Source organism: Enteractinococcus fodinae (genome assembly GCF_031458395.1).
In the GTDB taxonomy this organism is placed as follows: Bacteria; Actinomycetota; Actinomycetes; order Actinomycetales; family Micrococcaceae; genus Yaniella; species Yaniella fodinae.
The window spans coordinates 1,657,194-1,680,475 of record NZ_JAVDYJ010000001.1; the positions used below are offsets into that span (position 1 = coordinate 1,657,194).

Consider the following 23,282-nt stretch of genomic DNA (forward strand, 5'->3'; position numbering starts at 1 on the left):
GGCATGTCTGAAACCATTACTCTGCCAGAACTGGGCGAATCGGTTACTGAAGGTACCGTAACCCGTTGGCTCAAAGAAGTCGGCGACACCATCGAGGTCGACGAACCGATTGTGGAAATCTCAACCGACAAGGTCGACACTGAGATCCCCTCCCCTGTCGCCGGGACCCTACTGGAAATCCTGGTCCAGGAAGACGAAGACATTGAAGTTGGCGAGGCTTTAGCCGTTGTCGGCGATGCCGATGAGTCTGCATCCGACCAGCCTGCAGACGACTCAGCCGACGAAGAAGCTCCCGCTGAAGAGGATACTGCTGAAGAAGAACCAGCTGAAGACACTTCTGAACAAGATGAGCCAGCACAGCAAGAAACTGCTGAAGAAGAGCCCGCAAAAGAAGCACCTGCTGCATCGGGAGATGCTGAAGAAGTGAAGTTGCCAGAACTTGGTGAATCCGTCACCGAAGGCACCATCACCCGCTGGCTGAAAGAAGTTGGCGACGAAGTTGAAGTCGATGAACCGATCGTAGAGATCTCTACCGATAAGGTCGACACTGAAATTCCATCACCGGTAGCGGGCACCCTGTTGGAAATCAAAGTCCAAGAAGACGAAGATATTGAAGTCGGCGAAGTCCTTGCCCTCATCGGTTCCTCCGACAGCGCGCCATCAGAATCTGAACCTGCGCAAGATTCAGAACCGCAGGAAGAAAAAGCTCAAGACGATGCACCTCAAGAAGAAGCATCTCAACAGCAAGACTCCGAATCAACTTCAGCATCCGAGCCGGAGCCTGAACCAGAGTCGACACCTGAGCCAACTCCTGCACCAAAACCCGAGTCCAAGCCAGCTGCTGAAGAGTCGCCCTCATCCCCCGACGAGACGCCACGCGGTGACGGTTACGTTACCCCGCTAGTTCGTCGTCTCGCTCGTGAACAAGGCGTAGATCTGGCAGAAGTTACCGGGACTGGCGTCGGCGGACGCATCCGCAAACAAGACGTCCTCGCTGCAGCCGCAGCAAAAGAATACGAAACTCGTGATGAACAGCAGAGCCAAGCCGCTGCCCCAGCAGCGACTGCTCAAACCGCTGCGCGCCCGGCTCCAAAAGATCCATCATCGTCAATCGATCCGTCCAAGCGCGGCACCACCGAGAAAGCTTCGCGGATCCGTCAGGTCATTGCAGATCGCATGGTCGAATCCTTGGACACGTCAGCCCAGCTGACGCAAGTCCACGAAATTGACATGACCCGCATCGTACAACTGCGTAACCAAGTGAAGGAACGCTTCAAGGCGGAAAACGGTGTCAACCTCACGTTCTTGGCTTTCATTACGCAAGCAGCAACCGAGGCGCTGCGGGCTCACCCTGCGCTCAACGCCCAATATGATGCCGAGTCCAAAGAGATCACCTACCACGACTCAGAAGACATTGGCATCGCTGTAGATACCGAACGTGGCTTGCTGGTCCCAGTTATCAAGGGGGCGGGCAACCTGAACCTCACGGGAATTGCAAATGCCATTTCTGATTTAGCGCTGCGGACTCGTGATAACCAGGTCAAGCCCGATGAGCTGTCCGGGGGTACCTTCTCCATCACAAACTTGGGCTCGTTCGGCGCGCTGTTTGACACCCCAGTTATCAACCAGCCTCAGGTCGCTATCCTGGGTCCTGGAAACATCGTCAAGCGTCCAATGGTTATCACCGACGCGGAAGGCAACGATGTTATCGCGATCCGGCACATGATGTACCTCTCCCTCACCTACGATCACCGCATCGTCGACGGCGCCGACGCCGGACGTTTCATGACCCAGCTGAAGAACCGTCTTGAAGCTGGCGAATTCGGTGGCCAGCTAGGCCTCTGAAAGGACCTGCACTAAACCTATGGACATTGTCTACCCCATCTTCATCGCCATTCACATCTTGGCGATGGCCGCCATCGTGGGAGGTTGGCTAGCCAACTTTAAAAACCCCACGGTCACCAAATCACAGTGGTACGGCGCCATCTTCATGATCATCTCTGGGCTCGTGCTATTCGGTCTCGCCGAGATGAGCGGAATCGAAGACCCAGCTCAGCGCATCAAACTCAGCATCAAACTCATCCTGGGGTTGATGGTTTTTGTGACTGCGCTACTCGGTCGTCGCAAGATTAACCGAGGTGAAGAGATTTCCACTGGTCTGGCGCATGCAACCGGTGGCACCGGTGTCATCGCTGCTCTGGTGGCAACGCTCTGGCGTTTCTAACCAGCCGACCATACCAAGGCCGCAGAGAACTGATGTTCTCTGCGGCCTTTGTGTATTGCGATACCCACCTCAGTCAGCTTCCACGGTACTCAGTGCCCACCCAGTGGGCGTTTCTACTAGGTGAAGCGTCAATTCCTCTGTTCGCGCATCAGTGGTGCTAACGATCTCAGACGATTTATCGCGCTGAACATACCCATCCGTTCGCCAGGTCACCGTCACTGAGGCGCCCTGTGCGGTGGGCTCAACTTCTTCCACCACCGCTCGCATGCGTATCCCGTCAAGCGTGGTGCTCGATGCTTCTAACTCAGCCAGCACCGCCACATCCTGGTTAAAGACTTCTGACTCTTCAGCAGCGTAGACAACCACTTGGTTAGGATCAGCCGTAGCCCAGGCCTGGGTTCGTGCTTTGGCCAACTCATCGACAACTTTTTGAAAATCTTCCGGCACCGCATGCTCTTCAATTACGGGCATATGCGACTCGTCCCGATCGACAAAGTGCATGGTCACAAGCACTCCAGCAACCAAGGAGCACGCACTGGCCACAAGCGCTACTCTGCGACGGCGCAGCATGGCCCGCGTGACGCCATCTTGATTGGGCTGAGCCGCAAACCAAGCCGGCCCTCGTGGCAACCTCCCACGATCACGGCCCGAGCGGCGGCTGCGCGAGCGCCGTGTATCGCGTGCTTTCCTAGTGGGAAGAAATAGCGCATAGTCCTCGCCGACCGCAGCGAACAAATCCACTGGTTCAGGATCAGCCCAACGTGCCACAGCGGCTAGCAACTGCGAGAGTGCGGGCCTCAGCATAGGCTCTGTGCTCAGACACGCTTCCAGAACCTCGGCAATCTCGTGTTCTACCCCAGGTCGAAGGGTGCTCAAGGGCATGCGTGACTGCTGCGAGCCTGGAATCGTAGCGGTGAGACAGAACCATCCAAGGGCGGCAAGTGAGTAAACATCAGCTGCTGCTCCTAACCCCTCAACGTTGCGGTTGGGTCCCTGGATTTCCGGCGCGACGAATCCCGGCGTCCCGGCAGCGTGGAAAGCATGCGCTGTAGCTCTGACCGTTCCTAAATCGATAAGCACTGGCCGTCCGTCAAAATCGAAAAGGATATTTGCCGGGGACAAATCTCCGTGGACAATCTGGCGTTCGTGCAAATACTGCGCTGTTTGAATCATAGGCAGCAGGACCGTCACCGTTTGAGCGACACTCAAGGAACCGGCGGCACCAATGAGTGACTCCAATGATCCAGCTGGCACGTATTCCCAAAACGTTGCCCCTGCCTGCTGTGCCAAAGATAACCCTGAATACGCTTGCGTGGGCTCTGCTCGGATAAGGTTTTCATGTGCTAGACCAGCAGCAAGCTCAGCTTCCTGCGAAAGCTCGGCGTGATCATCGGCAGTGCGGGGGAATTTGCACGCGACAGCGCGTTGGGTGACTGTGTGCTCCAAAAGCCAGACTGTTGCGGAAGAACCACTGCCGAGATGCCGTATAACGCGCCATTGGTCAAGCGCGGTCAGCTCCGGAGGAACAAGTTCCGGGACGATGCGAGTACTGAGCGATACCGCTGGATGCGCTTGAGGGTAATTCACCGTTTCTCTCCTCGTACGGGTATGCTCTATGATGCCCGAAAGCGCACAGGTACGATTAAGTTATCCACAGGGTTAGGGCTAGAATAGGTTTCATCATGGCTGAACTAAAATCTTCTGGCGCATCAAAAGCGTCGAAAAAAGACCTCAAGACCGTTAAGGCTGAGCAAAAAGCTCGTCGCAAAGCGGAGAAAATTGAGGCTAAAGACCGGAAAAAAGCCAAGAAAGCGAATAAGCGCGGCTTTTTCAAACAAATAGGCGACGTCTTCAAAATGACTCGCAAGTACGATCCGTCCGTACTGTGGTGGATGATCGGCGCCTTCGTCGCGGCTCTTGTTGTTGGGCTTGTCATCGGCCTGCTAACAGGCTCACCGGTGCTGTGGACGCTTATGTTCATACCACTTGGGCTGCTTGCGGCCATCATCATCATGAATAAGAAGGCCGAGAAAGCAGCGTTCGCTCAGATCGAGGGCCGCCCAGGCGCAGCAGGTGCTGCCTTATCTCAGCTTGGTCGAGGCTGGATCGTGGAAGATGAACCGATCGCAGTCAACCCGCGAACCCAAGAAACCGTCTTTCGGGCAGTTGGTAAAGCCGGTGTAGTGCTGGTGGCCGACGGCGATTACAACCGTGCCAAGCGACTGGCCGAAAAGCAGCGCAAACACCTAGAGCGTTTCCTGCCGAATGTGGAGATTCGGGTGCTGCAGGTGGGTCACGGCCCTAATGAAGTGGAATTGCACGAAGTAAAGCCCACGATTAAACGAATGAAGAAGACCCTCAACCGCCACGAAGTGCGTGCGGTAGAACAGCGTATCTCTTCGCTACCGGTCAATAACCTGGGTATTCCAAAAGGTATCGACCCCAACCGGATGCGTCCAGATCGCAAAGCTATGCGCGGACGGTAGCCCACACCATCCAATAGGTCTCTACTGGCCGGTACTGTGCAATTCACATATGAATCTGTACGGTGCCGGCCAGTTTGTCATGTAAACCGCGACCGTCCCGATCGATCACCAGTACAGGAATCACCAGCCCAAGCAGTACCGCACGAATCGCTGCTTGATACAGCTTGATGGTCGCGCCACCGACCTGAACCACTTGGATTTTAAATACTCGCTTACCCAGCGTCGTGCCAAACAGCCATAACAGTGCGAAGTGCATGCCAATAAAGACCACCAAGACCCACCACGAGTTGCCGGGTTCTATGATCATCGCAATTCCCGAGGCAACAAACCAGTCGATAAAAATCGCACCGATACGGCGTGGATATGAGGCCGCTGAGGCTGGCCCGGACTCCGGTAAGCCGAGAAATTCGCCGGCCCACCGTGGTTCTCGTGAAGGATTCTGTGCGTAGCTCATCGTCTCTAGCTTAGATGCTTTGTCGCAAGAGATGAGTATTAGTCACCGCCTCGAGTGTGGGTTAGACCCCATTCCCGCGAATTGGCGGCTGAGCACTTCTGTGTGTTGGGCAAACTCGATACGCTTGTACCAACTTGTACGCAATGAATGGAGTGACAATGTTCACCTCGCCCGAAGAAGTTTTATCTTATATTCAGGACGAAGATGTGGTTTTTGTTGATATCAGGTTCACCGATCTGCTCGGGGGCCAGCACCACTTCAATGTCCCTGCCAAATCGGTAGACCAAGACTTCTTCACCACTGGGCAACTTTTTGACGGCTCATCGATTCCTGGTTTCGCCGGCATCGCCGACTCAGATCTGCAATTGATCCCGGATGTGGGCACTGCCTTCATCGACCCGTTCCGTAAACATAAGACCCTGTGCATGTCCTTTTCCATCTTGTCGCCGCGCACGGGTGAAGCCTATGTTCGTGACCCGCGGTCCGTAGCTCAGCGAGCTGAAGACTACGTTGCTTCCACAGGTATCGCTGACACCGCGATCTTCGCTGCTGAGGCTGAGTTCTATATTTTTGATGACGTACGGTTCGAAACGCATCTCCCCCATCGAGCGTTTTTTGCGCTGGACTCAGATGAGGCGTTCTGGAACGATGCCACTGAGATCGAAGGTGGCAACCTAGGCCACCGCAACCGCACCATGAAGGGTTACTTCCCTGTCCCGCCCGTCGATAAACATGCCGACCTGCGCGACGATATTTCCCTGCTGCTTGACCAAGTGGGGTTAGAAGTGGAGCGCTCCCACCACGAAGTAGGAGCCGGCGGCCAAGGTGAAATTAACTACAAATTCAATACCTTGGTGCGTGCCGCCGATGATGTGCAGTTATTCAAATACGTCGTCAAAGGTGCCGCAGAGCAAGCCGGCAAATCAGCCACCTTCATGCCCAAACCTGTGTTTGGTGATGGCGGCTCAGGCATGCACTGTCACCAGTCGTTGTGGATGGACGGTGAACCGCTGTTCTACGATGAACGCGGCTACGCGAACCTGTCTGATACGGCTCGCTGGTACATTGGTGGATTACTCAAACACGCTTCGGCGGTCTTGGCATTTACCAACCCCACGGTGAACTCATATAAGCGCCTGGTCAAAGGGTTTGAGGCCCCAGTCAACATGCTCTACTCCCAGGGCAACCGGTCGGCTGCTGTACGTATCCCCGTCACCGGTTCGAATCCGAAAGCCAAACGTCTGGAATTCCGTGCGCCAGACCCTTCCGGGAACCCATACCTGGGGTTTGCAGCCCAGTTGATGGCCGGCCTTGATGGGATCCGAAATCGCATCGAGCCAGCCGAACCGATCGATAAAGACCTCTACGAACTTCCGCCAGAAGAAGCAGCTGGTATTCAGCAAGCACCGCGCACCCTTGCAGAAGCCATCGATGCCCTCGAAGAGGACCATGACTTCCTGTTAGCCGGAGATGTCTTTACTGAAGACATCATCCAAACCTGGATCGACCTCAAACGCGAAACCGAAATCGCCCCGATGGAAGCCATGGTTTCGCCCAAAGAGTTTGAACTCTACTACAGCGTCTAGGAACATCACCTGATACTAGAGCACCTTGAGCCCCGCCCACGAGCTGCGTCAGCGCATCTGGGCGGGGCTCAAGCTTTTCAACGACTGCTGGGTCACGGTTTCCAGAGAACCGAAAGGTACGCGAGAACTGATGAATACACCAACGGAACGGGTACGAATCGTCCCTGCTGAATTTGATGACGGCTGGGTGTTGGAGGTCGACGGTGATATTCAATCCCACGTCGATGTGCACGCCCCCCGGTTGATCAGATTCGAATACCTGCGCCGTATCGGCAATGTCTTAGACACGTGTTGGCCGCCCTCGCAACCGATACGAATCCTGCATCTGGGAGCGGGTGCGCTCACCTTGGCGCGGTACGTGCAAGCGACTCGACCTGGTTCCGAGCAAACTGTCATTGAACTCGATGCAGAACTGATGGAACTTGTCGCCTCAGAACTGCCCCCTGATCCAGACACAGATTTGCGCATCGTCATCGGAGATGCTCGAGCCAAACTGCACGAGCTGGATGACAAGGGCTTTGAGGCGATCGTCGTGGATATCTTCACCGGCCCGGACACCGCCACCCACTTATGCGACCCTGGGTTCTACCAAGACGTCTTGATGCGATTATCTGCACAAGGCGTCTTGTTAGTAAATATCGGCGATGAGGAAGGGCTCGAGTTCTTCCGCCGACAAGCACAAGTGCTCCACCAGGTGACTACCACCAGGGAGCTAAATGGCGTCTGGACGCTCGCTGATGCTTCCACGTTGGACCGCAAACTTGCTGGCAATGCAGTGCTCGCGGCAGGACCGGGATTACCGAGGGGCCACGATGAGGTCACCACCCTGCGTTCCCGATTGGCAGCCGCAGGACCCTTCCCAGCCACCGTATTGACGCCCGGGCAGACGGCAACGCTGACGCAGATATATGCGGATGACGAAGAGATGACCTGAACACTCCACAATGTGACGAACATTGTGTACAGTAGTCGTTGTGTTCCGGGGTCGGTGAGAATCCGAACCGGCGGTGAAAGTCCGCGACCCCCGCACCCGCGGGGCTGAACCAGTGCAATTCTGGTACCGACGGTGATAAGCAACATTGCTTTAGTCCGGATGAGAGGAACGCGCTGCGACGAGTTCGCAGCATTTCCCGGCGCACCTGTATCTAGGAGTAAGACGCCGGATGTTATCTCACACCCAGCTTTCTTCCGCGATGCAGCGTGCTATTACGCTCGCGCACCGCGGTCCAGCCGATGACGTCAACCCTCAAGTCGGCTGCGTCATTGTTGATGCTCACGGCCAGATCGTCTCGGAAGGGTTCCACGCCGGAGCCGGCACCGACCACGCCGAGATTGTAGCGTTGACCAATCTGCATCCCGGGTTGGACCCCGCCACACTCACCGCCGTCGTGACCTTGGAACCCTGCAATCACACCGGCAAAACGCCGCCGTGCGCGGATGCACTGGTCCGCTCTGAGATCGGCACGATCGTCTATGGCCAACCCGACCTAGGTGAGCAGTCTTCTGGAGGCGCGACCAAACTGACCACGCATGGTCGGTGTGTCATCGGTGGTATCGAATCTCGAGCGACCCGCGATTTGATCGCAGACTGGCGCGTTCGCAGTAACATCGCTGAGTCCGGCATCATCGCCAAGTGGGCGCAATCGTTGGACGGCCGACTTGCCGCAGCTGACGGCACCAGCCAGTGGATCACCTCGGCGGCCTCGCGGCGTCACGTGCACACCCAGCGCGCATTAGCCGATGTCATCATCACCACCACCGCCTCGGTTGCCACCGATAATCCGTCCCTGACCGCCCGGCATCCCACCGGGGAGCTCCTTGTACCGCCCAAAGACCAACCGTTACCCGTTATTTTTGGGCGCGGTTCCGTTGATCAGCAGGCCGTCATCCACCGTCACCCTGCCTTAACATATCGCGGCTTGAACGCTGCCCCGCGTTTTGCCGGGCACGATCTCGCCGCAGACTTTGACCAGCTAACGGACCTTATCGGGCATCGACCCCGGGTGTTTATTGAAGCAGGCCCAACCTTTCTCAACGCGGTGCTGGCAGCACAACTTGCTGATCAGCTGCTGATTTATACGGCACCGTCACTGTTAGGCGGACCCCATCACGTCGTAGAAGATCTGGGCATCACGACCTTGGCCGAACGCTTCAATTTCGCCTTCACCGGTATCCACCGGCTCGATACCGACCTCGTCACCACCCTTCGGAAGGACCACTAACGTGTTTACCGGCATCGTCCACACCCGCGGCACTATCACCGCGATCGAAAACACCTCAGACGACACCCTAGCTATGACGGTGAATGCGCCCAGCGTGCTCACTGACGTCAGCCGAGGGGATTCCATCGCGATCGACGGCGTGTGTCTAACCGTCACCGATCACACCGACGCGACCTTTACCGCTGACGTCATGATCCAGACCCTGAATCTCACCTCGCTGGGTGGCAAGACCACCGGCGATGAGGTCAATGTAGAGCCCGCCATGGCAGCTACCGACCGATTCGGCGGGCACATCGTTCAAGGCCACGTCGAAGCGACCGGCACCATTCTCGAAATCGCACCCGATGAGCAGTGGACGCGCATGCGCATCAGTCTGCCCGACCACTTGGCCCCGTATCTGATCGACCAAGGCTCCATCACGGTCAACGGCATCTCGCTGACCGTCGCCAGCGTGACACCCCCGACCGCAACGGAACATGCCTTTGAGATCTTCTTAATCCCGGAAACGCTAGCAGCCACCACCATGGGAGAGGCCGCTGTCGGCGATGTGGTGAATCTTGAGACTGACCTCCTTGCCCGTCATATCGCCCGCATCATTCAGTTCAACACCAAAGAGGAAAAATGACACTCGACAACATTACCCAAGCTATTGAGGCCATCGCCGCGGGCCAACCGGTGATCGTGGCTGATGACGAGGACCGCGAAAACGAAGGCGACCTCATCTTGTCAGCGCAACTTGCCACCACCGAGACCATCGCTTTCATGGTTGAACATTCTTCGGGACTGTTGTGCGCGCCGATGTCAGACGCCATCGCAGATCGGCTGGAACTGCCCATGATGGTCACCAACAACCAAGATGTGCGGCAGACCGCCTACACGGTGACCGTCGACGCAGCAGAAGGGGTGACCACCGGTATCTCGGCGGCCGATCGCGCGCATACGGTGAATTTGCTGGCCGGTTCTGAGACCGTGCCGGCAGATCTCAACCGTCCCGGGCACATCCTGCCGTTACGTGCCGTCGCCGGAGGCGTGCGACAACGTCCTGGGCACACCGAAGCTGCCGTCGAGCTGATGAACCTGGCCGGGTTAGCTCCCGTAGGTGTCATCGCCGAGATCGTGGCAGACGACGGCGACATGATGCGCCTACCGGGACTCATCGAGATGGGTGCGGAGCAAAACATTCCGGTCATCACCATCGAAGCGCTCATCGATTACCTCAATGAACACCACCCGGAAACAGCGCCTGCCCAAGTTATTCATCGGCACGTATCCCAGCGTGCCGAAGCCGTTGTGCCGACGAACTTTGGGGACCTGACGATGAAGGTCTACCGGGATCGTAAAGCCGGGGTAGAACACGTGGCACTGATTGGCCCCAACACCTTGTTAGCAACGGATCAGCCCACCGTGGTGCGCGTGCACTCGGAATGTCTTACCGGAGAAGCGTTTGGTTCACAAAAATGTGAGTGCGGAGCCCAACTGGATGCAGCGCTGGCACACATCGGCACCCACGGGGGCATCGTGATCTATCTGCGCGGACACGAGGGACGCGGCATTGGCCTGGGCAATAAGATCCGGGCCTACCAGCTGCAATCCACCGGGCTAGACACCGTTGAAGCCAACGAGCATCTTGGGTTACCCGTCGACGCCCGCAGCTACCAAGCCGCCGCCGAGATCCTCGACAGCTTGGGCATCCACAACGTCGAACTGCTGACCAATAATCCCGATAAGGTCGCCCAACTTGAAGCCAACGGGATCAACGTCACCCAACGGCTGGGACTCATCGTGGGGCAACACCCCGAAAATCTCAACTATCTCACCACCAAAGCCACCAAGCTCGACCACGCTATCCCTTCTGAAAACGTCTAAGGAACTAATCATCATGGCCAAACACGGCGCTCCCCAACTTCAAGTCGATGCCACTGGACTCAACGTCGCAATCATCGCAGGCTCTTGGCACACGACCGTCATGAATGGGCTTATCGACGGTGCGAAAACAACCCTGGACGCTTCCGGGGCGACATATCAGCTCATCACCGTTGCTGGGTCGTTTGAAATCCCGCTGGCCGCGCAGTCCGCACTGGCCAATGGTTATGACGCTGTGGTCTGTCTGGGAGTCATTATCCGCGGGGACACACCCCATTTTGATTTCGTGGCTGATGCCGTGACCTCCGGGCTGACCCGAGTCCAACTCGATGCTGGGAAACCAGTAGGATTCGGTATTCTCACGGTAGATAACGATGCCCAGGCGCTGGCTCGCGCCGGGCTGGCCGACTCGGAAGAGTCGAAAGGCCAAGAGGCCGCAGAGGCCGCACTTCAGCTTGCGGTGACAGTCCGGCAACTCACGGAATAATCCGTGCCTCACTTGGTGCTGTAGGTGCTGAAGGAACAACTCTGGAGGTATTTTGACTGCACCCTATCCTGTGTCCATTTTAGATTTGGCAACCGTACGCCACGGCCAGCCGATCGCCGAATCGCTTCAAGAATCTACGGAACTGGCCGTGCTGGCCGACGAACTGGGTTTCCATCGCCTGTGGTTTGCAGAACACCACAATATGGAAACGATCGCATCATCGGCCACCGCGGTACTGCTGGCGCACATGGGGGCACACACCCACAACATCCGACTCGGGGCCGGGGGCATCATGTTACCCAACCATGCTCCCCTCATTATTGCCGAGCAGTTCGGAACCCTCCGGGAGCTCTATGGCGACCGTGTGGATCTTGGACTTGGCCGGGCCCCTGGTACGGATCAAAAAACCTTGATGGCGTTGCGCCGGACGAACCAATCGGCCGATCGTTTCCCTTCCGACGTGTTGGAATTACAAAGCTATTTGCAGGGTGAGTCGCGCATCCCGGGGATCAATGCATACCCCGGGTCTGGGACCAATGTGCCGTTGATCATCCTGGGTTCGTCGCATTTCGGTGCCCAGCTTGCAGCACAACTGGGCCTGACCTACAGTTTCGCCTCCCACTTTGCCCCGCAAATGCTGGAATCCGCCGCGGCGTTGTATCGCAGCGAATTTAGCCCCTCCAACGATTTGGCTAAGCCCTACTTCATTGCTGCAGCTAACGTCATCGTCGCCGAGACGGAAGACCATGCACAGCACATGTGGGAACGCGCGAAACGAGCTCGCATCCGCACTATGCTCGGCCGGGGTCGACACCTCAGTGACGAGGAAGTCGAACAACTCGTGCATTCTGCTCCCGGTCAACAGGTTTTGCAGATGTTAGAGATGACGGCCGTGGGTACTCCTGATCAGGTCCGCGAGTGGTTGGATGATTTTGCCGCTCGAGTCAGCGCAGATGAACTGATCATCACCAACATGGCTGGGCCGTTGGAGGATCGGAAGCAAGCACTGCAGTTAGTGTCCGATCACATCATTCACCGCTGAGCTCACGACGGAGGGACACCCTCGTCATCGCCTGACTGCTCCCCCGGTGAGAGCCCCGACATCACCTGCTAGCCTCGTGTCGGGGCGGACAGCTCTAGAACACTGAGTCTCTAAACGATCCGTTTATCTACCACGCCGTAGAAGACCCGTTCAAATACCGTGCGAGCGTGGCGTGTGATGCGTAAGTAGTCATCTTCGAACTCCCCTATTTCACCCGCGTCATACCCTGCCCATCTGGCCAGTGCTTCCAACTGGTCGCGATTGGTTGGGAGCACATCAGACGATTTGGCAGTCGAGATCAAAATCCCTGAGCGAATACGCGTCGCGAAACTCCACGCCTGGATCAAAATGTCTGCATCGGCAGGGTCCAGAAGTTCTGCCTCCTTGGCGGCAGTGAGTGCTTCCAGGGTGTTGGTTGTTCGCAGCTCAGGATAATCTGGCGCATGTTGTAGCTGCAGTGTCTGGACCAGCCACTCGACATCAGTTAGCCCTCCACGACCAAGTTTGAGATGGCGTACCGGATCGGCACCACGAGGTAGTCGCTCAGCTTCGACACGGGCTTTCATTCGACGGATGGCTTGGGCTTGTGCCGACGTCAAACCGTGCTGGTACCGTACTGCATCGGCCCACTCGACAAAGGCCTGTTGCAGGTATCGGGGGCCAGCAATGGCGCGCGCTTTCAGGAGTGCTTGGACCTCCCAGGTATCAGCCCACTGCTCATAGTAGGCCTTATAAGAATCTAGGGAACGTACCAGCGGTCCACGGCGTCCCTCCGGACGGAGGTCGGCATCGATTTCTAATACTGGTTCTAACACGATCGGGGGTCGTGTTGGCATCTTCATGAAGCTCATCAGTGCTTTGGCGACTTCCACAGAGAAGCGAGTGGCCTCATCGGACGTTACTCCTTCAGCTGGATCATGGACGAACATCGCGTCCAGATCGGAGCCGTAGCCGGCCTCGTATCCACCCTGCCGGCCCATGACGATGACCGCGACGTTGGCCGAAGCCACTTCGATGCCCCACTTTTGGCGGACATGTTCATGTACCACATCTAACAGCGCTTCCACTGCGGCCTGATCCGCTGCGGCCAGCGCCATAGAGACCTGATGCTGATCGACGAGCTTGCAAGCATCAGCCAGGCTGATGCGCAAAATCTCACGCCGACGTACCAGTCGGATGTAGCGGGCAGCATCGGGCAGGTGCGGATGACGACGCAACAAAGCCGACAGTTCTGTTCGAATCGTCTCAAGATCCAGCGGCATCAGATCCTGATCACGGTCCATCCAGGCTGCGGCTTGCGGAGTGTGTTCGAGCATATCCGCGATATACCGTGACGAGGACAGCACGTGCGCCAGCCGCTCCCCCGCAGCAGAAGAGTCCCGCAGCATATGCAGATACCAATGTGAGCTACCGACCGACTCGCTGAGCTTTCGGAATCCTAGCAATCCCCCGTCGGGATCTGGCCCTGAGGCCAGCCACCCGAGCATGGCCGGCAGAATCTGACGCTGCAGTTTCGCCTGCCTTGATACGCCTGAAGTCAACACCTCAATATGGCGCACTGCCCCTTGCGGGTCCCGGTACCCCAGTGCGGCAAGTCGTGCCGTCGCTGCCTCGGGGGTTAGCCGCGCATCGTCGGTCGATAGGGCTGCTGTCGAAGGGAGCAGCGGGCGATAGAAGATCTGTTCAAAGAGTGTCCGGTTGGACCGTACGGTTGCCTTCCACGCTTTAACAAGTTGTGCGGCATCTTTTGGCCAGTCTTGTTGCATCGAGCGGATCGCGCGAGCCAGGGTGCGCAGCTCGTCTTCGTCGTCGGGCATCATGTGCGTGCGACGCATTTGGACCAGCTGGATGCGGTGCTCAAGGAGGCGCAGGAACCGGTAGTTGTTCGTCATGACCTGAGCATCACTGGGCCCGATATAGCTGCCGGCTTGGAGGGCTTCGAGGGCGTCTTCGGTGGCTCGGACTCGGAGTTCCGGATCAGTTTTACCGTGGACAAGTTGGAGCAGTTGTGCCGGAAACTCAACGTCGCGTAACCCACCAGGCCCAAGTTTGATTTCGCGTTGGCGCTGGTCGTGGCTGATGTGGTCAATGACCCGGTTTCGCATACGTTGGACCTGGCGGACGAAACCCTCTCGAGTCGACGCCTGCCAGACCATTGGGCTGAGCGCATCAAGGTATCGCTGGCCAAGTTCTAGGTCACCCGCCACCGGGCGTGCTTTGAGCAATGCTTGGAACTCCCAGGTGTGAGCCCACCGCTGGTAGTACTCCAGATGCGACGTAACGGTGCGAGACAGCACCCCATCCTGGCCCTCGGGGCGCAGATTGGTATCAACTTCCCACAGTGCCGGTTCGCGTGCCGGCTGGTTAATGACGGTCGAAATGCCCGAGGCGAGGTCCCCGGCAATATCGGCGACGGCTTCACGGCTCAGGAGTGAACCTTCGACCACATCGTGGGCGAAGATCACATCGACGTCGGAAAAATAGTTCAGCTCGCGGGCACCGCATTTCCCCATGGCGATGACAACCAGTTGTACATCGTCGCTGGCTTCGTACCGCTGTTGCGTTTCTGCGCGCGAAACCGCCAGGGCGGCCTCCAGCGTGGCAGTGGCGAGATCGGAAAGCCAGACCGATACGATGGGTTGCAGAGCTACCGGGTCAGCTGCGATGAGATCTTCGACAGTGATCGCCACCAATTGTCTGCGATATTGAATGCGCAGTGCGACCGAGGCATCTTTGCCCGTCAGGTTGGCGACGGGCACCTCGGCTTCTGGATCGGCATCAACGGCGCGCAGCATGATAGCGCGCAGCTGCTCAGCCGCGTCGCGAAGGTTGCCCTCTGCATCGGTCAGCCCACCACAAGCCGGAGCGGTGGTGACGTCGGGGTCTCGGAAAATGTCGAGATGTTCTGAGCGTCGAATCAGAAATTCGCCCAGCGCCTCAGAAGCGCCCAGCAGCCGTAGCAATGGATGGGCCTGTTCGTCGGCTACCAACTGGGCAACGCTGGGGTCACGCTCGATCAGTCGGATCAATAGCAGTAGCGCCATGTCCGGATCAGGGGCGACGGCGAGTTGGTCTAAGAGCGATTCGGCGTCCAGTTCGGCCAGTTCTGCAGAAGCTAGCAGCGATTCTGCGCGTGGTAGATCACGCAGCCCAGTGGACACGAGTCGCAACTGGCTGACTGCTTGACTCATACTGCATCCATGTAGCGACGAATTTCAAAGGGCGACACGTTGACCCGGTATTCGTCCCATTCGGCACGTTTGGTCCGCAAGAAGGACTGGAATACGGTCTCGCCCAATACGTCGGCAACGAATTCGGACTCTTCCAACACCCCGATGGCATCATGCAGGGTTGTGGGCAGCGACCCGTGCCCCATGAGGATGCGCTCGCGGGTCGTCAGCAAGGTGATGTCCTCATCAGCGGGTTCAGGGAGCTCGTATTCTTCTTCGATGCCTTTCAGCCCCGCTGAGATGAGCAGTGCGTAGGCCAGGTAGGGATTAGCTGCAGCGTCAATGCCTCGATACTCCACTCGCGCAGATCCTGCTTTATTTGGTTTGTGTAATGGGATCCGGACCAGGGCGGAACGATTGTTGTGCCCCCATGAGACGTAGGATGGCGCCTCTTTGCCGCCCCACAATCGCTTGTACGAGTTCACGAACTGGTGAGTTACCGCGGTGATTTCCGCCGAGTGGTGCAGCATACCGGCGATAAATCGTCGTGCCGTGGTGGATAACTGATATTCTGCGCCGGGCTCGTGAAAAGCATTCGAGTCTGATTCAAAGAGTGAGAAGTGCGTATGCAGGGCGGATCCGGGTTGGGCGCCAAGTGGTTTTGGCATGAACGTGGCGTGCAGGTTCTGCAAAGTGGCCACTTCTTTGATCACGGTGCGCGCCGTCATGATGTTATCGGCGGTGGTCAACGCATCGGCGACTCGCAAGTCGATTTCATTTTGTCCAGAGCCGGCTTCGTGGTGTGAAAATTCCACGGAGATACCGACGGCCTCGAGCATGGACACGGCTTCGCGACGGAAATCTTGCGCCACGCCACCGGGTACGTGATCGAAGTAGCCAGCTTGATCCACCGGAATGGGCGCGCCTTGGTCATCTCGGATACCGGCTTGGAAGAGATAAAATTCTATTTCTGGGTGGAGGTAGCAGCTAAACCCCATGTCGGCGGCGTGGTCCAGCGTCCGACGAAGCACATGCCGTGGATCGGCCATCGATGGCTCTCCATCGGGCATCTTCACGTCGCAAAACATCCGTGAAGTCTGGTCCTCGTCACCACGCCACGGCAGGATCTGGAAAGTAGTCGGATCAGGCTGGAGCAACATATCGGATTCGAAGATCCGGGTGAATCCGTCGACTGATGAACCGTCGAAGCCCAACCCTTCAGAAAAGGCGTACTCGACTTCCGCCGGCGCCAACGCCACAGACTTCAGCGCACCGACCACATCGGTAAACCAGAGGCGGATAAACCGTACATCACGGTCTTCCAGAGTGCGTAACACGTATTCTTGCTGGCGATCCATGGATGGAGTCACTTCCTGACAAATTCTCGAGGTCACCTACCACAATAGCAATGTGACGTTAGACTATGGGCATGGTTGATTCCCCATATTCAGTTTTGAAAAAGACCCCTGCCCGCTACCGGACCGTCCACTTCCAGCAGATGAAAGAGGCAGGTGGCAAATTCGCGATGCTCACCTGCTATGACGCACTCACGGCCGCGATATTCGACGAGGCCGGTATCGAGACGCTTCTCATCGGTGATTCCCTGGGTAATGTCGTGCAAGGCCAATCCTCGACCCTGGGCGTGACCATGGAGGATATGATTACTTTCTCCAAGGCGGTCGTTGCCGGCACCGACCGGGCCTTCGTGGTGGCAGACTTACCATTTGGCTCTTACGAGGCGTCCGTAGAGCAAGCCGTCGCCTCAGGAATTCGCCTGGTCAAAGAAACCGGAATCTCAGCGATTAAGATGGAAGGCGGCGTAGAATATGCCCCGCATATTCAAGCGCTGACTGCAGCCGGTGTCGCAGTCATAGCCCACACCGGGTTCACTCCGCAATCAGAGCACGTGCTGGGCGGGTTCCGTGTGCAAGGCCGTGAGGACGACGCAACGCAACGCATGGTGCAAGAAGCACAGGTGCTACAAGAGGCCGGCGCAACCATGTTATTGATGGAGATGGTACCTGCCGAGGTCGCAGCTGCCGTTGACCAAGCACTGACGATACCCACCATAGGCATTGGCGCCGGTAGTGGCACCACAGGACAAGTCTTAGTCTGGCAGGACGCGTTTGGCCTGAACCGGGGCCGTGTCCCATCGTTTGTTAAACGCTTCGCCGAGGTTGGGGACGCGCTATCTGACGCTGCAAAGCAGTACCGTGAAGAGGTACTCAAAGCCGAGTTCCCGGACGACGAACACAGTTTCTAACGTGGCCTACCAGTCGTCTTCAGCTTCGTCTTCTTCGTCCCAGGCCCTGTTACGTTTTTCGTAGGTGGCTAGCGCATTTGCGGCTTCGTCACGGGTCGCAAATGGTCCGATGCGATCCGTGGAAAACGATTGCGGGCCGTCTTCGACTTCACCGGTTTTGACGTTGTACCAGTAGCGTTTTTCTTGGGTCATACTTCTTTCATACCAGATGAACACACCGGCCAGATAGACTGAGGCTATGACTTTTACACCACAGAACCTTGAGTCCCGTGTAGTGGTTGAGCCTGGGTCACCTGCATCCCATAACCAACCGGTCGACTCGCCGCCGCGCCCCGGACCTGGTTCCCGGGCTCCCAAGGGCCGGTTGACTCCGGGATATGTTGCGCCACAGCTGCCAGTCCCAGCCCATATCGAACGCCCCGATTATGTCGGGAAGAAGGATGCCGTTGAGGGGCTGCACGGTGACGTCTACGATGCTGAAGGTCTTGGCAAAATTCGTGCCGCAGGACGGCTAGCTGCTCAAGCGATGAACCTGGTGGAGCAATACATTCGCCCGGGGGTAACTACCGCTGAGTTGGATCGCGTGGGCCATGAGTTCATCATTTCCCAGGACGCGTGGCCTTCGACGCTGGGCTATAAGGAATTCCCGAAATCGATGACCACATCACTCAACGAAGTGATTTGTCACGGCATTCCTGACGACACCGTGTTGGAGGATGGCGACATCATCAACATCGATATCACGGTGTATAAAGACGGCCACCACGGTGACCACAACAAGACATTTCTCGTGGGTGACGTTGACGAGGAGTCGCGATTGTTAGTCGAACGCACCGAGAAGGCTCTGGAGCGTGCGATCAAGGCGGTCAAACCCGGCAGGGAAATCAACGTCATTGGCAGGGTCATTGAAACCTATGCCAAGCGCTTCGGCTATGGAGTAGTAGAAGATTTTGTAGGCCACGGTGTCGGCAAAGAGTTTCATTCCGGGCTCATTGTGCCGCACTACGATACAGCACCCCGCCATAACGAGGTCATGGTTCCCGGGATGGTCTTTACCATCGAGCCGATGCTCACGTTAGGAAGTATCGCCTGGGACCTGTGGGATGACGGCTGGACGGTTACGACCAAAGATAAGCAACGCAGCGCGCAGTTCGAACACACCATTGCGGTAACCGAAGATGGCGCCGAAATTCTTACCATCGCTGATTAGCGAAGTTTCAGGGTCCGGGGTGGGCTGGCTTCCCCTTCCAGCCCACCCCGGAAGTCGTTAACGCGTGAACAACTTGGCTTGCAGCGGCTCTTGTACGTGTGGGCGCTCCCGCAACTCATGGATAGCTTTTTCAAAGTCATCCAGATTATCGAAATCTTGATAGACCGAAGCGAACCGCAGGTAGGCGACCTGGTCCAGCTGCCGTAGCGGACCTAGGATGGCCAAGCCTACCTCGTGAGCATCGACTTCAGCATGTCCAGTCGCCCGGATTTTTTCCTCGACCTCCTGGGCGAGTTTGGCTAAATCGTCGTTGTCGACCGGACGACCTTGGCAGGCCTTCCGGACGCCGTTGACGATTTTGGCCCGGTCAAAGGGTTCGGCCACTCCGGAACGTTTAATAACGCTCAGTGAGGTGGTTTCCATCGTGGTGAAACGTTTATCGCAGGAGCGACATTCTCGTCGACGACGTATCGCCGAGCCGTCATCTAATGACCGAGAATCCACGACGCGTGATTCTTCATGTCGGCAAAACGGACAATGCATGGGGGAAGAAACCTCTCTATAGGATAGGTCTAAGCACATCTTAGTCCTACATATAGTTGCGGTTCAACCCCTCGGGCTACTATATGTAGTGGTTCGGGATCTGAAGCTGTCGTCCCGAAGTCTACGGTCGGCACTCATTCGAGACACGAAGGTCCCAAGAGGACCTTCAAATCGCCAAAGAGTGCCGGGTTCGGATTAACCTTATACTGCGGACCGACCCGCAAGATTTCCATCGTCAGGTTCCCAACGAGTTTGATATTCACGTCGGTTGTACCCGAGTGGCTGCGCAGCACTTCGCCGAGTTGCCTAATTAAGGGTTCGGTAGCTTTATACGATGGGATCGTCAGGTTGAGCGGTCCCCCGGCTGCCATGTCCGTGGTATCAAGAATGGTCATCTCTTGGGCTGAAATGACCACAGAGCCGTCATCGCGGCGTTGAACCCGTCCCTTGATGGACACGACGAGATCTTCAGCGATGACCGTGGAAATGGGTTCATAAACTCGCCCGAAGAACATCACGTCTATGGAGCCGGCTAGGTCTTCGACTTCTGCGCGAGCATACGGGTTGCCTGACGTTTTTGCGACACGACGTTCAAGAGTCGTGATCAACCCGGAGATTGTCACGAACGAACCATCGGCCGGGCCTTCATCGTCAACGACCTGACTCACGGTGTGATCCGCATGCTGATCCAGAAGCTGCTCCAGCCCCTGCAGCGGATGGTCCGATACATAGAGCCCGATCATCTCGCGCTCAAAAGCCAGTTTCGTCTTCTTATCCCATTCGGGCAAATCAGGGACCGTGATACCAAATCCGGTGTCGACGCCTGTGGTTTCTTGGTCGTCGAGCAGGGAGAAGAAGTCGAACTGGTTATTTGCTTCCTGGCGTTTTTGCACCATGGAGGCGTCGACCGCTTCCTCATGCACGGCCAACAGGGCACGTCGAGAGTAGTTTAGTGAATCGAACCCGCCCGCCTTGATAATGGATTCGATAGTGCGCTTATTGCACACTTCTTGCGGTACCTTTTTGAAAAAATCCTGGAATGACGTGAAGGCACCTTGTTCTTCACGTGCCTTGACCATGCCGGCAACAACGTGCGCGCCCACGTTACGAACCGCACCCATACCGAATCGGATATCTTCACCGACCGGGGTGAAATTTTGCGCGGATTCGTTAACATCGGGTGGCAGGACATTGATATTCATTCGGCGGCATTCGTTCAGATATACCGCCAATTTGTCTTTATCGTGGGATACCGACGTCAGCAGTGCTGCCATATATTCTGCCGGATAGTGCGCCTTCAAGTACGCCGTCCAGTAGGAGATCACCCCGTAGGCAGCCGAGTGGGCTTTGTTGAAGGCATAGTCCGAGAACGGTAGCAAAATGTCCCACAGCGCAGTAATGGCTTCTTGGGAGTATCCGTTATCCAGCATCCCTTGCTGGAAGCTGGCGTACTGCTTGTCGAGTTCTTCCTTCTTTTTCTTACCCATGGCACGCCGCAGAATGTCGGCCTGCCCGAGCGAGTAGCCGGCCACCTTTTGGGCAATGGACATGACCTGTTCCTGATACACAATCAGACCGTGGGTCACCCCCAGGATCTCTTCGAGCGGCTCTTCTAGCTCTGGGTGAATCGGGGTGACCTCTTGCAGCCCGTTCTTACGCAGCGCATAGTTATTATGCGAGTTTGCCCCCATGGGACCGGGACGGTACAACGCAAGTGTCGCAGAGATGTCTTCGAAGTTGTCAGGACGCATCAGTTTGAGTAACGCGCGGATCGGGCCGCCGTCCAACTGAAACACCCCGAGGGTATCGCCACGAGCTAGCAACGCATAGGAATCTGGGTCATCCAACTCTAGGGTGTCCAAATCTAGCGTGAAGTTTCGGTTGAGTTCGATATTTTCGACCGCATCCGAGATCACGGTGAGGTTGCGTAGCCCCAGAAAGTCCATCTTGATCAAGCCCAGTGCTTCAGCGGTGGGGTAATCGAACTGGGTGATTACCTGACGATCAACTAACCGTCGCATCAGGGGAATGACGTCAATGATCGGGTCCGAAGACATGATCACACCGGCCGCGTGGACACCCCATTGACGAATAAGTCCTTCGAGTCCCTTGGCGGTCTCGAAGACTTCTTGGGTCTCGGGATCAGTCTGGAGCATCTCCCGGAAATCGCCGGCCTCTGAATAGCGTGATGCTTCCGGATTTTCGATGTCGGCTAACGGGATATCCTTGGCCATGACCTGCGGTGGTAGCGCTTTCGTGAGCTGCTCCCCCATCGAAAATGGTTTACCCAGCACACGGGCTGCATCTTTTAGGGCCTGCTTCGTCTTAATAGTCCCGTAGGTTACGATCATCGCCACACGTTCGTCACCATATTTTTCGGTCACGTATTCGATGACTTCGTTTCGGCGGCGATCGTCAAAGTCCACATCGAAGTCAGGCATGGAGACACGATCCGGGTTCAGGAAACGCTCGAAAATCAAACCGTGCTGTAACGGATCTAATTCGGTGATGCGGAGAGCATAGGCGACCATCGAACCGGCACCGGAACCACGTCCTGGACCCACCCGGATGCCTTGTTCTTTCGCCCAGTTGATGAAGTCTGCCACCACTAGGAAATAGCCGGGGAAGCCCATGTTGATGATGACTTCGAGCTCATAGTCGGCTTGTTTTTGAACATCCGATGGAACCCCGTTGGGATACCGGAACCGAAGGCCTTTATTAACCTCTTTGATCAACCAGCTGGTCTCGTCCTCACCCGGCGGGGTGGGGAATTTTGGCATGTAGTTGGCGTCAGTGTTGAAACTGACTTCGCACTGCTCGGCAATCACCAAGGTATTGTCGATGGCTTCGGGCAGGTCCGAAAAGAGCGCCCGCATTTCCGCGGCGGATTTCAGGTAGTAGTCATTACCGGAGAAGGCGAACCGTGAGCCACCTTCGTCGTAGGTTGGTTCGCTAAGTTTGGATCCGGATTGCAGGGCCAACAACGCTTCGTGATGTTTGGCGTCGTGCTGGTGAGTGTAGTGCAGGTCGTTTGTCGCGACCAGCGGCAGATTCAAATCCTTGGCAATTTGCAGCAGGTCTCCGATGACTCGGCGTTCAATATCCAGCCCATGTTGCATCACTTCGACATAAAAATTTTCTTTGCCGAAAATATCTCGGAACTCCGCTGCGGCGTCGAGAGCCTCTCGGTACTGTCCCAGGCGCAGCCGCGTTTGGACTTCACCAGATGGACACCCGGTGGTGGCGATCAGGCCTTCGGAGTACTCATTGAGTAGCTCGCGGTCGATCCGAGGCCATTTCGCATAGACCGAATCCAGGGACGCGTGTGATCCCATCCGGAATAAGTTGTGCATACCGGTGTTGTTTTTGGACAGCAAGGTCATGTGCGTATAGGCGCCACTACCGGAAACGTCGTCGCCGCGTTGGTCGGGATCGCCCCAACGCACACGGGTCTTATCGGTGCGGTGCTGATGGCCAGGGGTGAGATATGCTTCCAACCCCACAATGGGCTTGATGCCATACTGCTGGGCCTTGTTCCAAAAATCGAATGCGCCGAAGAGATACCCGTGATCGGTGATGGCGATCGCTTCTTGGCCTAACCGATTGGCCTCAGCAAACAGTTCATCAAGTTTTGCAGCTCCGTCGAGCATGGAGTATTCGGTATGGGTGTGAAGGTGTACGAAACCGTCGCGTTTCCCTGTAGATCCACCGGCCAAGAGTGTGTCGACCTCC

Annotated in this window: 19 protein-coding genes and 1 riboswitch; of the genes, 12 read left to right on the forward strand and 7 right to left on the reverse strand. The window is 56.7% G+C overall.

Translation table 11 applies throughout. The annotated features are described in order from the left end of the window. Positions 1-3 precede the first annotated feature (3 nt). Positions 4-1,845 (forward strand): 2-oxoglutarate dehydrogenase, E2 component, dihydrolipoamide succinyltransferase, encoded by a 1,842-nt coding sequence (gene sucB / locus J2S62_RS07725; protein WP_310173292.1) that lies wholly within the window; start codon positions 4-6, stop codon positions 1,843-1,845. A 19-nt stretch (positions 1,846-1,864) separates the two neighbouring features. Next, positions 1,865-2,224 carry a hypothetical protein gene (locus J2S62_RS07730; protein ID WP_310173294.1) on the forward strand — a complete coding sequence of 120 codons (360 nt, stop codon included), beginning with the start codon at positions 1,865-1,867 and terminating at the stop codon, positions 2,222-2,224. A gap of 69 nt (positions 2,225-2,293) precedes the next feature. Here J2S62_RS07730 and J2S62_RS07735 read toward each other — a convergent pair whose 3' ends face one another. Then, a complete protein-coding gene (locus J2S62_RS07735; RefSeq protein WP_310173295.1) occupies positions 2,294-3,811 on the reverse strand; it encodes a serine/threonine-protein kinase in 1,518 nt (505 codons plus the stop codon). A gap of 95 nt (positions 3,812-3,906) precedes the next feature. Here J2S62_RS07735 and J2S62_RS07740 point away from each other — a divergent pair, with 95 nt between their 5' ends. Beyond that, a complete protein-coding gene (locus J2S62_RS07740) occupies positions 3,907-4,710 on the forward strand; it encodes a DUF4191 domain-containing protein (protein WP_310173297.1) in 804 nt (267 codons plus the stop codon). A 43-nt stretch (positions 4,711-4,753) separates the two neighbouring features. Here J2S62_RS07740 and J2S62_RS07745 read toward each other — a convergent pair whose 3' ends face one another. Next, positions 4,754-5,164 carry an RDD family protein gene (locus tag J2S62_RS07745; RefSeq protein ID WP_310173299.1) on the reverse strand — a complete coding sequence of 137 codons (411 nt, stop codon included), beginning with the start codon at positions 5,162-5,164 and terminating at the stop codon, positions 4,754-4,756. Between the two features lie 158 nt (positions 5,165-5,322). Between J2S62_RS07745 and glnA the strand changes: the two genes are divergently transcribed. The 7 genes from glnA to J2S62_RS07780 all read left to right on the forward strand — a co-directional run bounded on the left by glnA (position 5,323) and on the right by J2S62_RS07780 (position 12,364). Continuing rightward, the gene (glnA, locus tag J2S62_RS07750; protein ID WP_310173301.1) at positions 5,323-6,750 is read left to right on the forward strand and encodes a type I glutamate--ammonia ligase; all 1,428 of its coding nucleotides are present in this window, start codon (positions 5,323-5,325) and stop codon (positions 6,748-6,750) included. A gap of 130 nt (positions 6,751-6,880) precedes the next feature. Then, positions 6,881-7,684 carry a spermidine synthase gene (locus tag J2S62_RS07755; RefSeq protein WP_310173303.1) on the forward strand — a complete coding sequence of 268 codons (804 nt, stop codon included), beginning with the start codon at positions 6,881-6,883 and terminating at the stop codon, positions 7,682-7,684. A 37-nt stretch (positions 7,685-7,721) separates the two neighbouring features. Beyond that, positions 7,722-7,859, forward strand: a riboswitch (FMN riboswitch). A 54-nt stretch (positions 7,860-7,913) separates the two neighbouring features. Continuing rightward, positions 7,914-8,972, forward strand: a complete 1,059-nt coding sequence (ribD, locus tag J2S62_RS07760; protein WP_310173305.1) for a bifunctional diaminohydroxyphosphoribosylaminopyrimidine deaminase/5-amino-6-(5-phosphoribosylamino)uracil reductase RibD — start codon at positions 7,914-7,916, stop codon at positions 8,970-8,972. Between the two features lies 1 nt (position 8,973). Further along, complete coding sequence (locus J2S62_RS07765; protein ID WP_310173307.1) at positions 8,974-9,597, forward strand: riboflavin synthase; 624 nt, start codon at positions 8,974-8,976, stop codon at positions 9,595-9,597. Beyond that, the gene (gene ribB, locus J2S62_RS07770; protein WP_310173309.1) at positions 9,594-10,838 is read left to right on the forward strand and encodes a 3,4-dihydroxy-2-butanone-4-phosphate synthase; all 1,245 of its coding nucleotides are present in this window, start codon (positions 9,594-9,596) and stop codon (positions 10,836-10,838) included. Before J2S62_RS07765 ends, ribB begins: the two co-directional genes overlap by 4 nt. Before the next feature lie 13 nt (positions 10,839-10,851). Continuing rightward, complete coding sequence (gene ribH / locus J2S62_RS07775; protein WP_310173311.1) at positions 10,852-11,322, forward strand: 6,7-dimethyl-8-ribityllumazine synthase; 471 nt, start codon at positions 10,852-10,854, stop codon at positions 11,320-11,322. A 70-nt stretch (positions 11,323-11,392) separates the two neighbouring features. Continuing rightward, a complete protein-coding gene (locus J2S62_RS07780) occupies positions 11,393-12,364 on the forward strand; it encodes an LLM class flavin-dependent oxidoreductase (protein WP_310173314.1) in 972 nt (323 codons plus the stop codon). 110 nt (positions 12,365-12,474) lie between these two features. Here the strand turns inward: J2S62_RS07780 and J2S62_RS07785 are convergent, their stop codons facing one another. Continuing rightward, positions 12,475-15,555, reverse strand: a complete 3,081-nt coding sequence (locus J2S62_RS07785) for a bifunctional [glutamine synthetase] adenylyltransferase/[glutamine synthetase]-adenylyl-L-tyrosine phosphorylase (protein ID WP_310173317.1) — start codon at positions 15,553-15,555, stop codon at positions 12,475-12,477. Further along, the gene (locus tag J2S62_RS07790) at positions 15,552-16,892 is read right to left on the reverse strand and encodes a glutamine synthetase family protein (protein ID WP_310173318.1); all 1,341 of its coding nucleotides are present in this window, start codon (positions 16,890-16,892) and stop codon (positions 15,552-15,554) included. The genes J2S62_RS07785 and J2S62_RS07790 overlap by 4 nt, the downstream gene beginning before the upstream one ends. 71 nt (positions 16,893-16,963) lie before the next feature. Between J2S62_RS07790 and panB the strand changes: the two genes are divergently transcribed. Next, on the forward strand, positions 16,964-17,797 hold the full coding sequence (gene panB, locus J2S62_RS07795; protein WP_310173322.1) for a 3-methyl-2-oxobutanoate hydroxymethyltransferase: 834 nt from the start codon (positions 16,964-16,966) through the stop codon (positions 17,795-17,797). Positions 17,798-17,803: 6 nt separating this feature from the next. Here panB and J2S62_RS07800 read toward each other — a convergent pair whose 3' ends face one another. Beyond that, the gene (locus tag J2S62_RS07800; RefSeq protein ID WP_310173326.1) at positions 17,804-17,989 is read right to left on the reverse strand and encodes a hypothetical protein; all 186 of its coding nucleotides are present in this window, start codon (positions 17,987-17,989) and stop codon (positions 17,804-17,806) included. Between the two features lie 46 nt (positions 17,990-18,035). On the opposite strand from J2S62_RS07800, the gene map reads away from it, so the two are divergent. Continuing rightward, positions 18,036-19,007: a type I methionyl aminopeptidase gene (gene map, locus J2S62_RS07805; protein WP_310173328.1), complete on the forward strand. Its 972-nt coding sequence runs from the start codon at positions 18,036-18,038 to the stop codon at positions 19,005-19,007. Between the two features lie 57 nt (positions 19,008-19,064). Here the strand turns inward: map and nrdR are convergent, their stop codons facing one another. Both nrdR and dnaE read right to left on the reverse strand, forming a co-directional pair. Then, entirely contained in the window at positions 19,065-19,550 is a 486-nt protein-coding gene (gene nrdR, locus J2S62_RS07810) for a transcriptional regulator NrdR (protein ID WP_310173330.1), read from the reverse strand. Between the two features lie 134 nt (positions 19,551-19,684). Then, on the reverse strand, positions 19,685-23,200 hold the full coding sequence (gene dnaE / locus J2S62_RS07815) for a DNA polymerase III subunit alpha (protein WP_407649929.1): 3,516 nt from the start codon (positions 23,198-23,200) through the stop codon (positions 19,685-19,687). Between the last annotated feature and the right edge of the window lie 82 nt (positions 23,201-23,282).

What these genes read in the sequence shown, in the direction of transcription:
- J2S62_RS07730 (WP_310173294.1), top strand. Translation starts at nt 1,865, where the DNA reads ATGGACATTGTCTACCCCATCTTCATCGCCATTCACATCTTGGCGATG.
- ribH (WP_310173311.1), top strand. Translation starts at nt 10,852, where the DNA reads ATGGCCAAACACGGCGCTCCCCAACTTCAAGTCGATGCCACTGGACTC.
- nrdR (WP_310173330.1), bottom strand. Translation starts at nt 19,550, where the DNA reads ATGCATTGTCCGTTTTGCCGACATGAAGAATCACGCGTCGTGGATTCT.
- J2S62_RS07785 (WP_310173317.1), bottom strand. Translation starts at nt 15,555, where the DNA reads ATGAGTCAAGCAGTCAGCCAGTTGCGACTCGTGTCCACTGGGCTGCGT.
- panB (WP_310173322.1), top strand. Translation starts at nt 16,964, where the DNA reads ATGGTTGATTCCCCATATTCAGTTTTGAAAAAGACCCCTGCCCGCTAC.
- dnaE (WP_407649929.1), bottom strand. Translation starts at nt 23,200, where the DNA reads ATGCTCGACGGAGCTGCAAAACTTGATGAACTGTTTGCTGAGGCCAAT.
- ribD (WP_310173305.1), top strand. Translation starts at nt 7,914, where the DNA reads ATGTTATCTCACACCCAGCTTTCTTCCGCGATGCAGCGTGCTATTACG.
- J2S62_RS07800 (WP_310173326.1), bottom strand. Translation starts at nt 17,989, where the DNA reads ATGACCCAAGAAAAACGCTACTGGTACAACGTCAAAACCGGTGAAGTC.
- J2S62_RS07740 (WP_310173297.1), top strand. Translation starts at nt 3,907, where the DNA reads ATGGCTGAACTAAAATCTTCTGGCGCATCAAAAGCGTCGAAAAAAGAC.
- J2S62_RS07755 (WP_310173303.1), top strand. Translation starts at nt 6,881, where the DNA reads ATGAATACACCAACGGAACGGGTACGAATCGTCCCTGCTGAATTTGAT.
- map (WP_310173328.1), top strand. Translation starts at nt 18,036, where the DNA reads ATGACTTTTACACCACAGAACCTTGAGTCCCGTGTAGTGGTTGAGCCT.
- J2S62_RS07745 (WP_310173299.1), bottom strand. Translation starts at nt 5,164, where the DNA reads ATGAGCTACGCACAGAATCCTTCACGAGAACCACGGTGGGCCGGCGAA.
- ribB (WP_310173309.1), top strand. Translation starts at nt 9,594, where the DNA reads ATGACACTCGACAACATTACCCAAGCTATTGAGGCCATCGCCGCGGGC.
- glnA (WP_310173301.1), top strand. Translation starts at nt 5,323, where the DNA reads ATGTTCACCTCGCCCGAAGAAGTTTTATCTTATATTCAGGACGAAGAT.
- sucB (WP_310173292.1), top strand. Translation starts at nt 4, where the DNA reads ATGTCTGAAACCATTACTCTGCCAGAACTGGGCGAATCGGTTACTGAA.
- J2S62_RS07790 (WP_310173318.1), bottom strand. Translation starts at nt 16,892, where the DNA reads ATGGATCGCCAGCAAGAATACGTGTTACGCACTCTGGAAGACCGTGAT.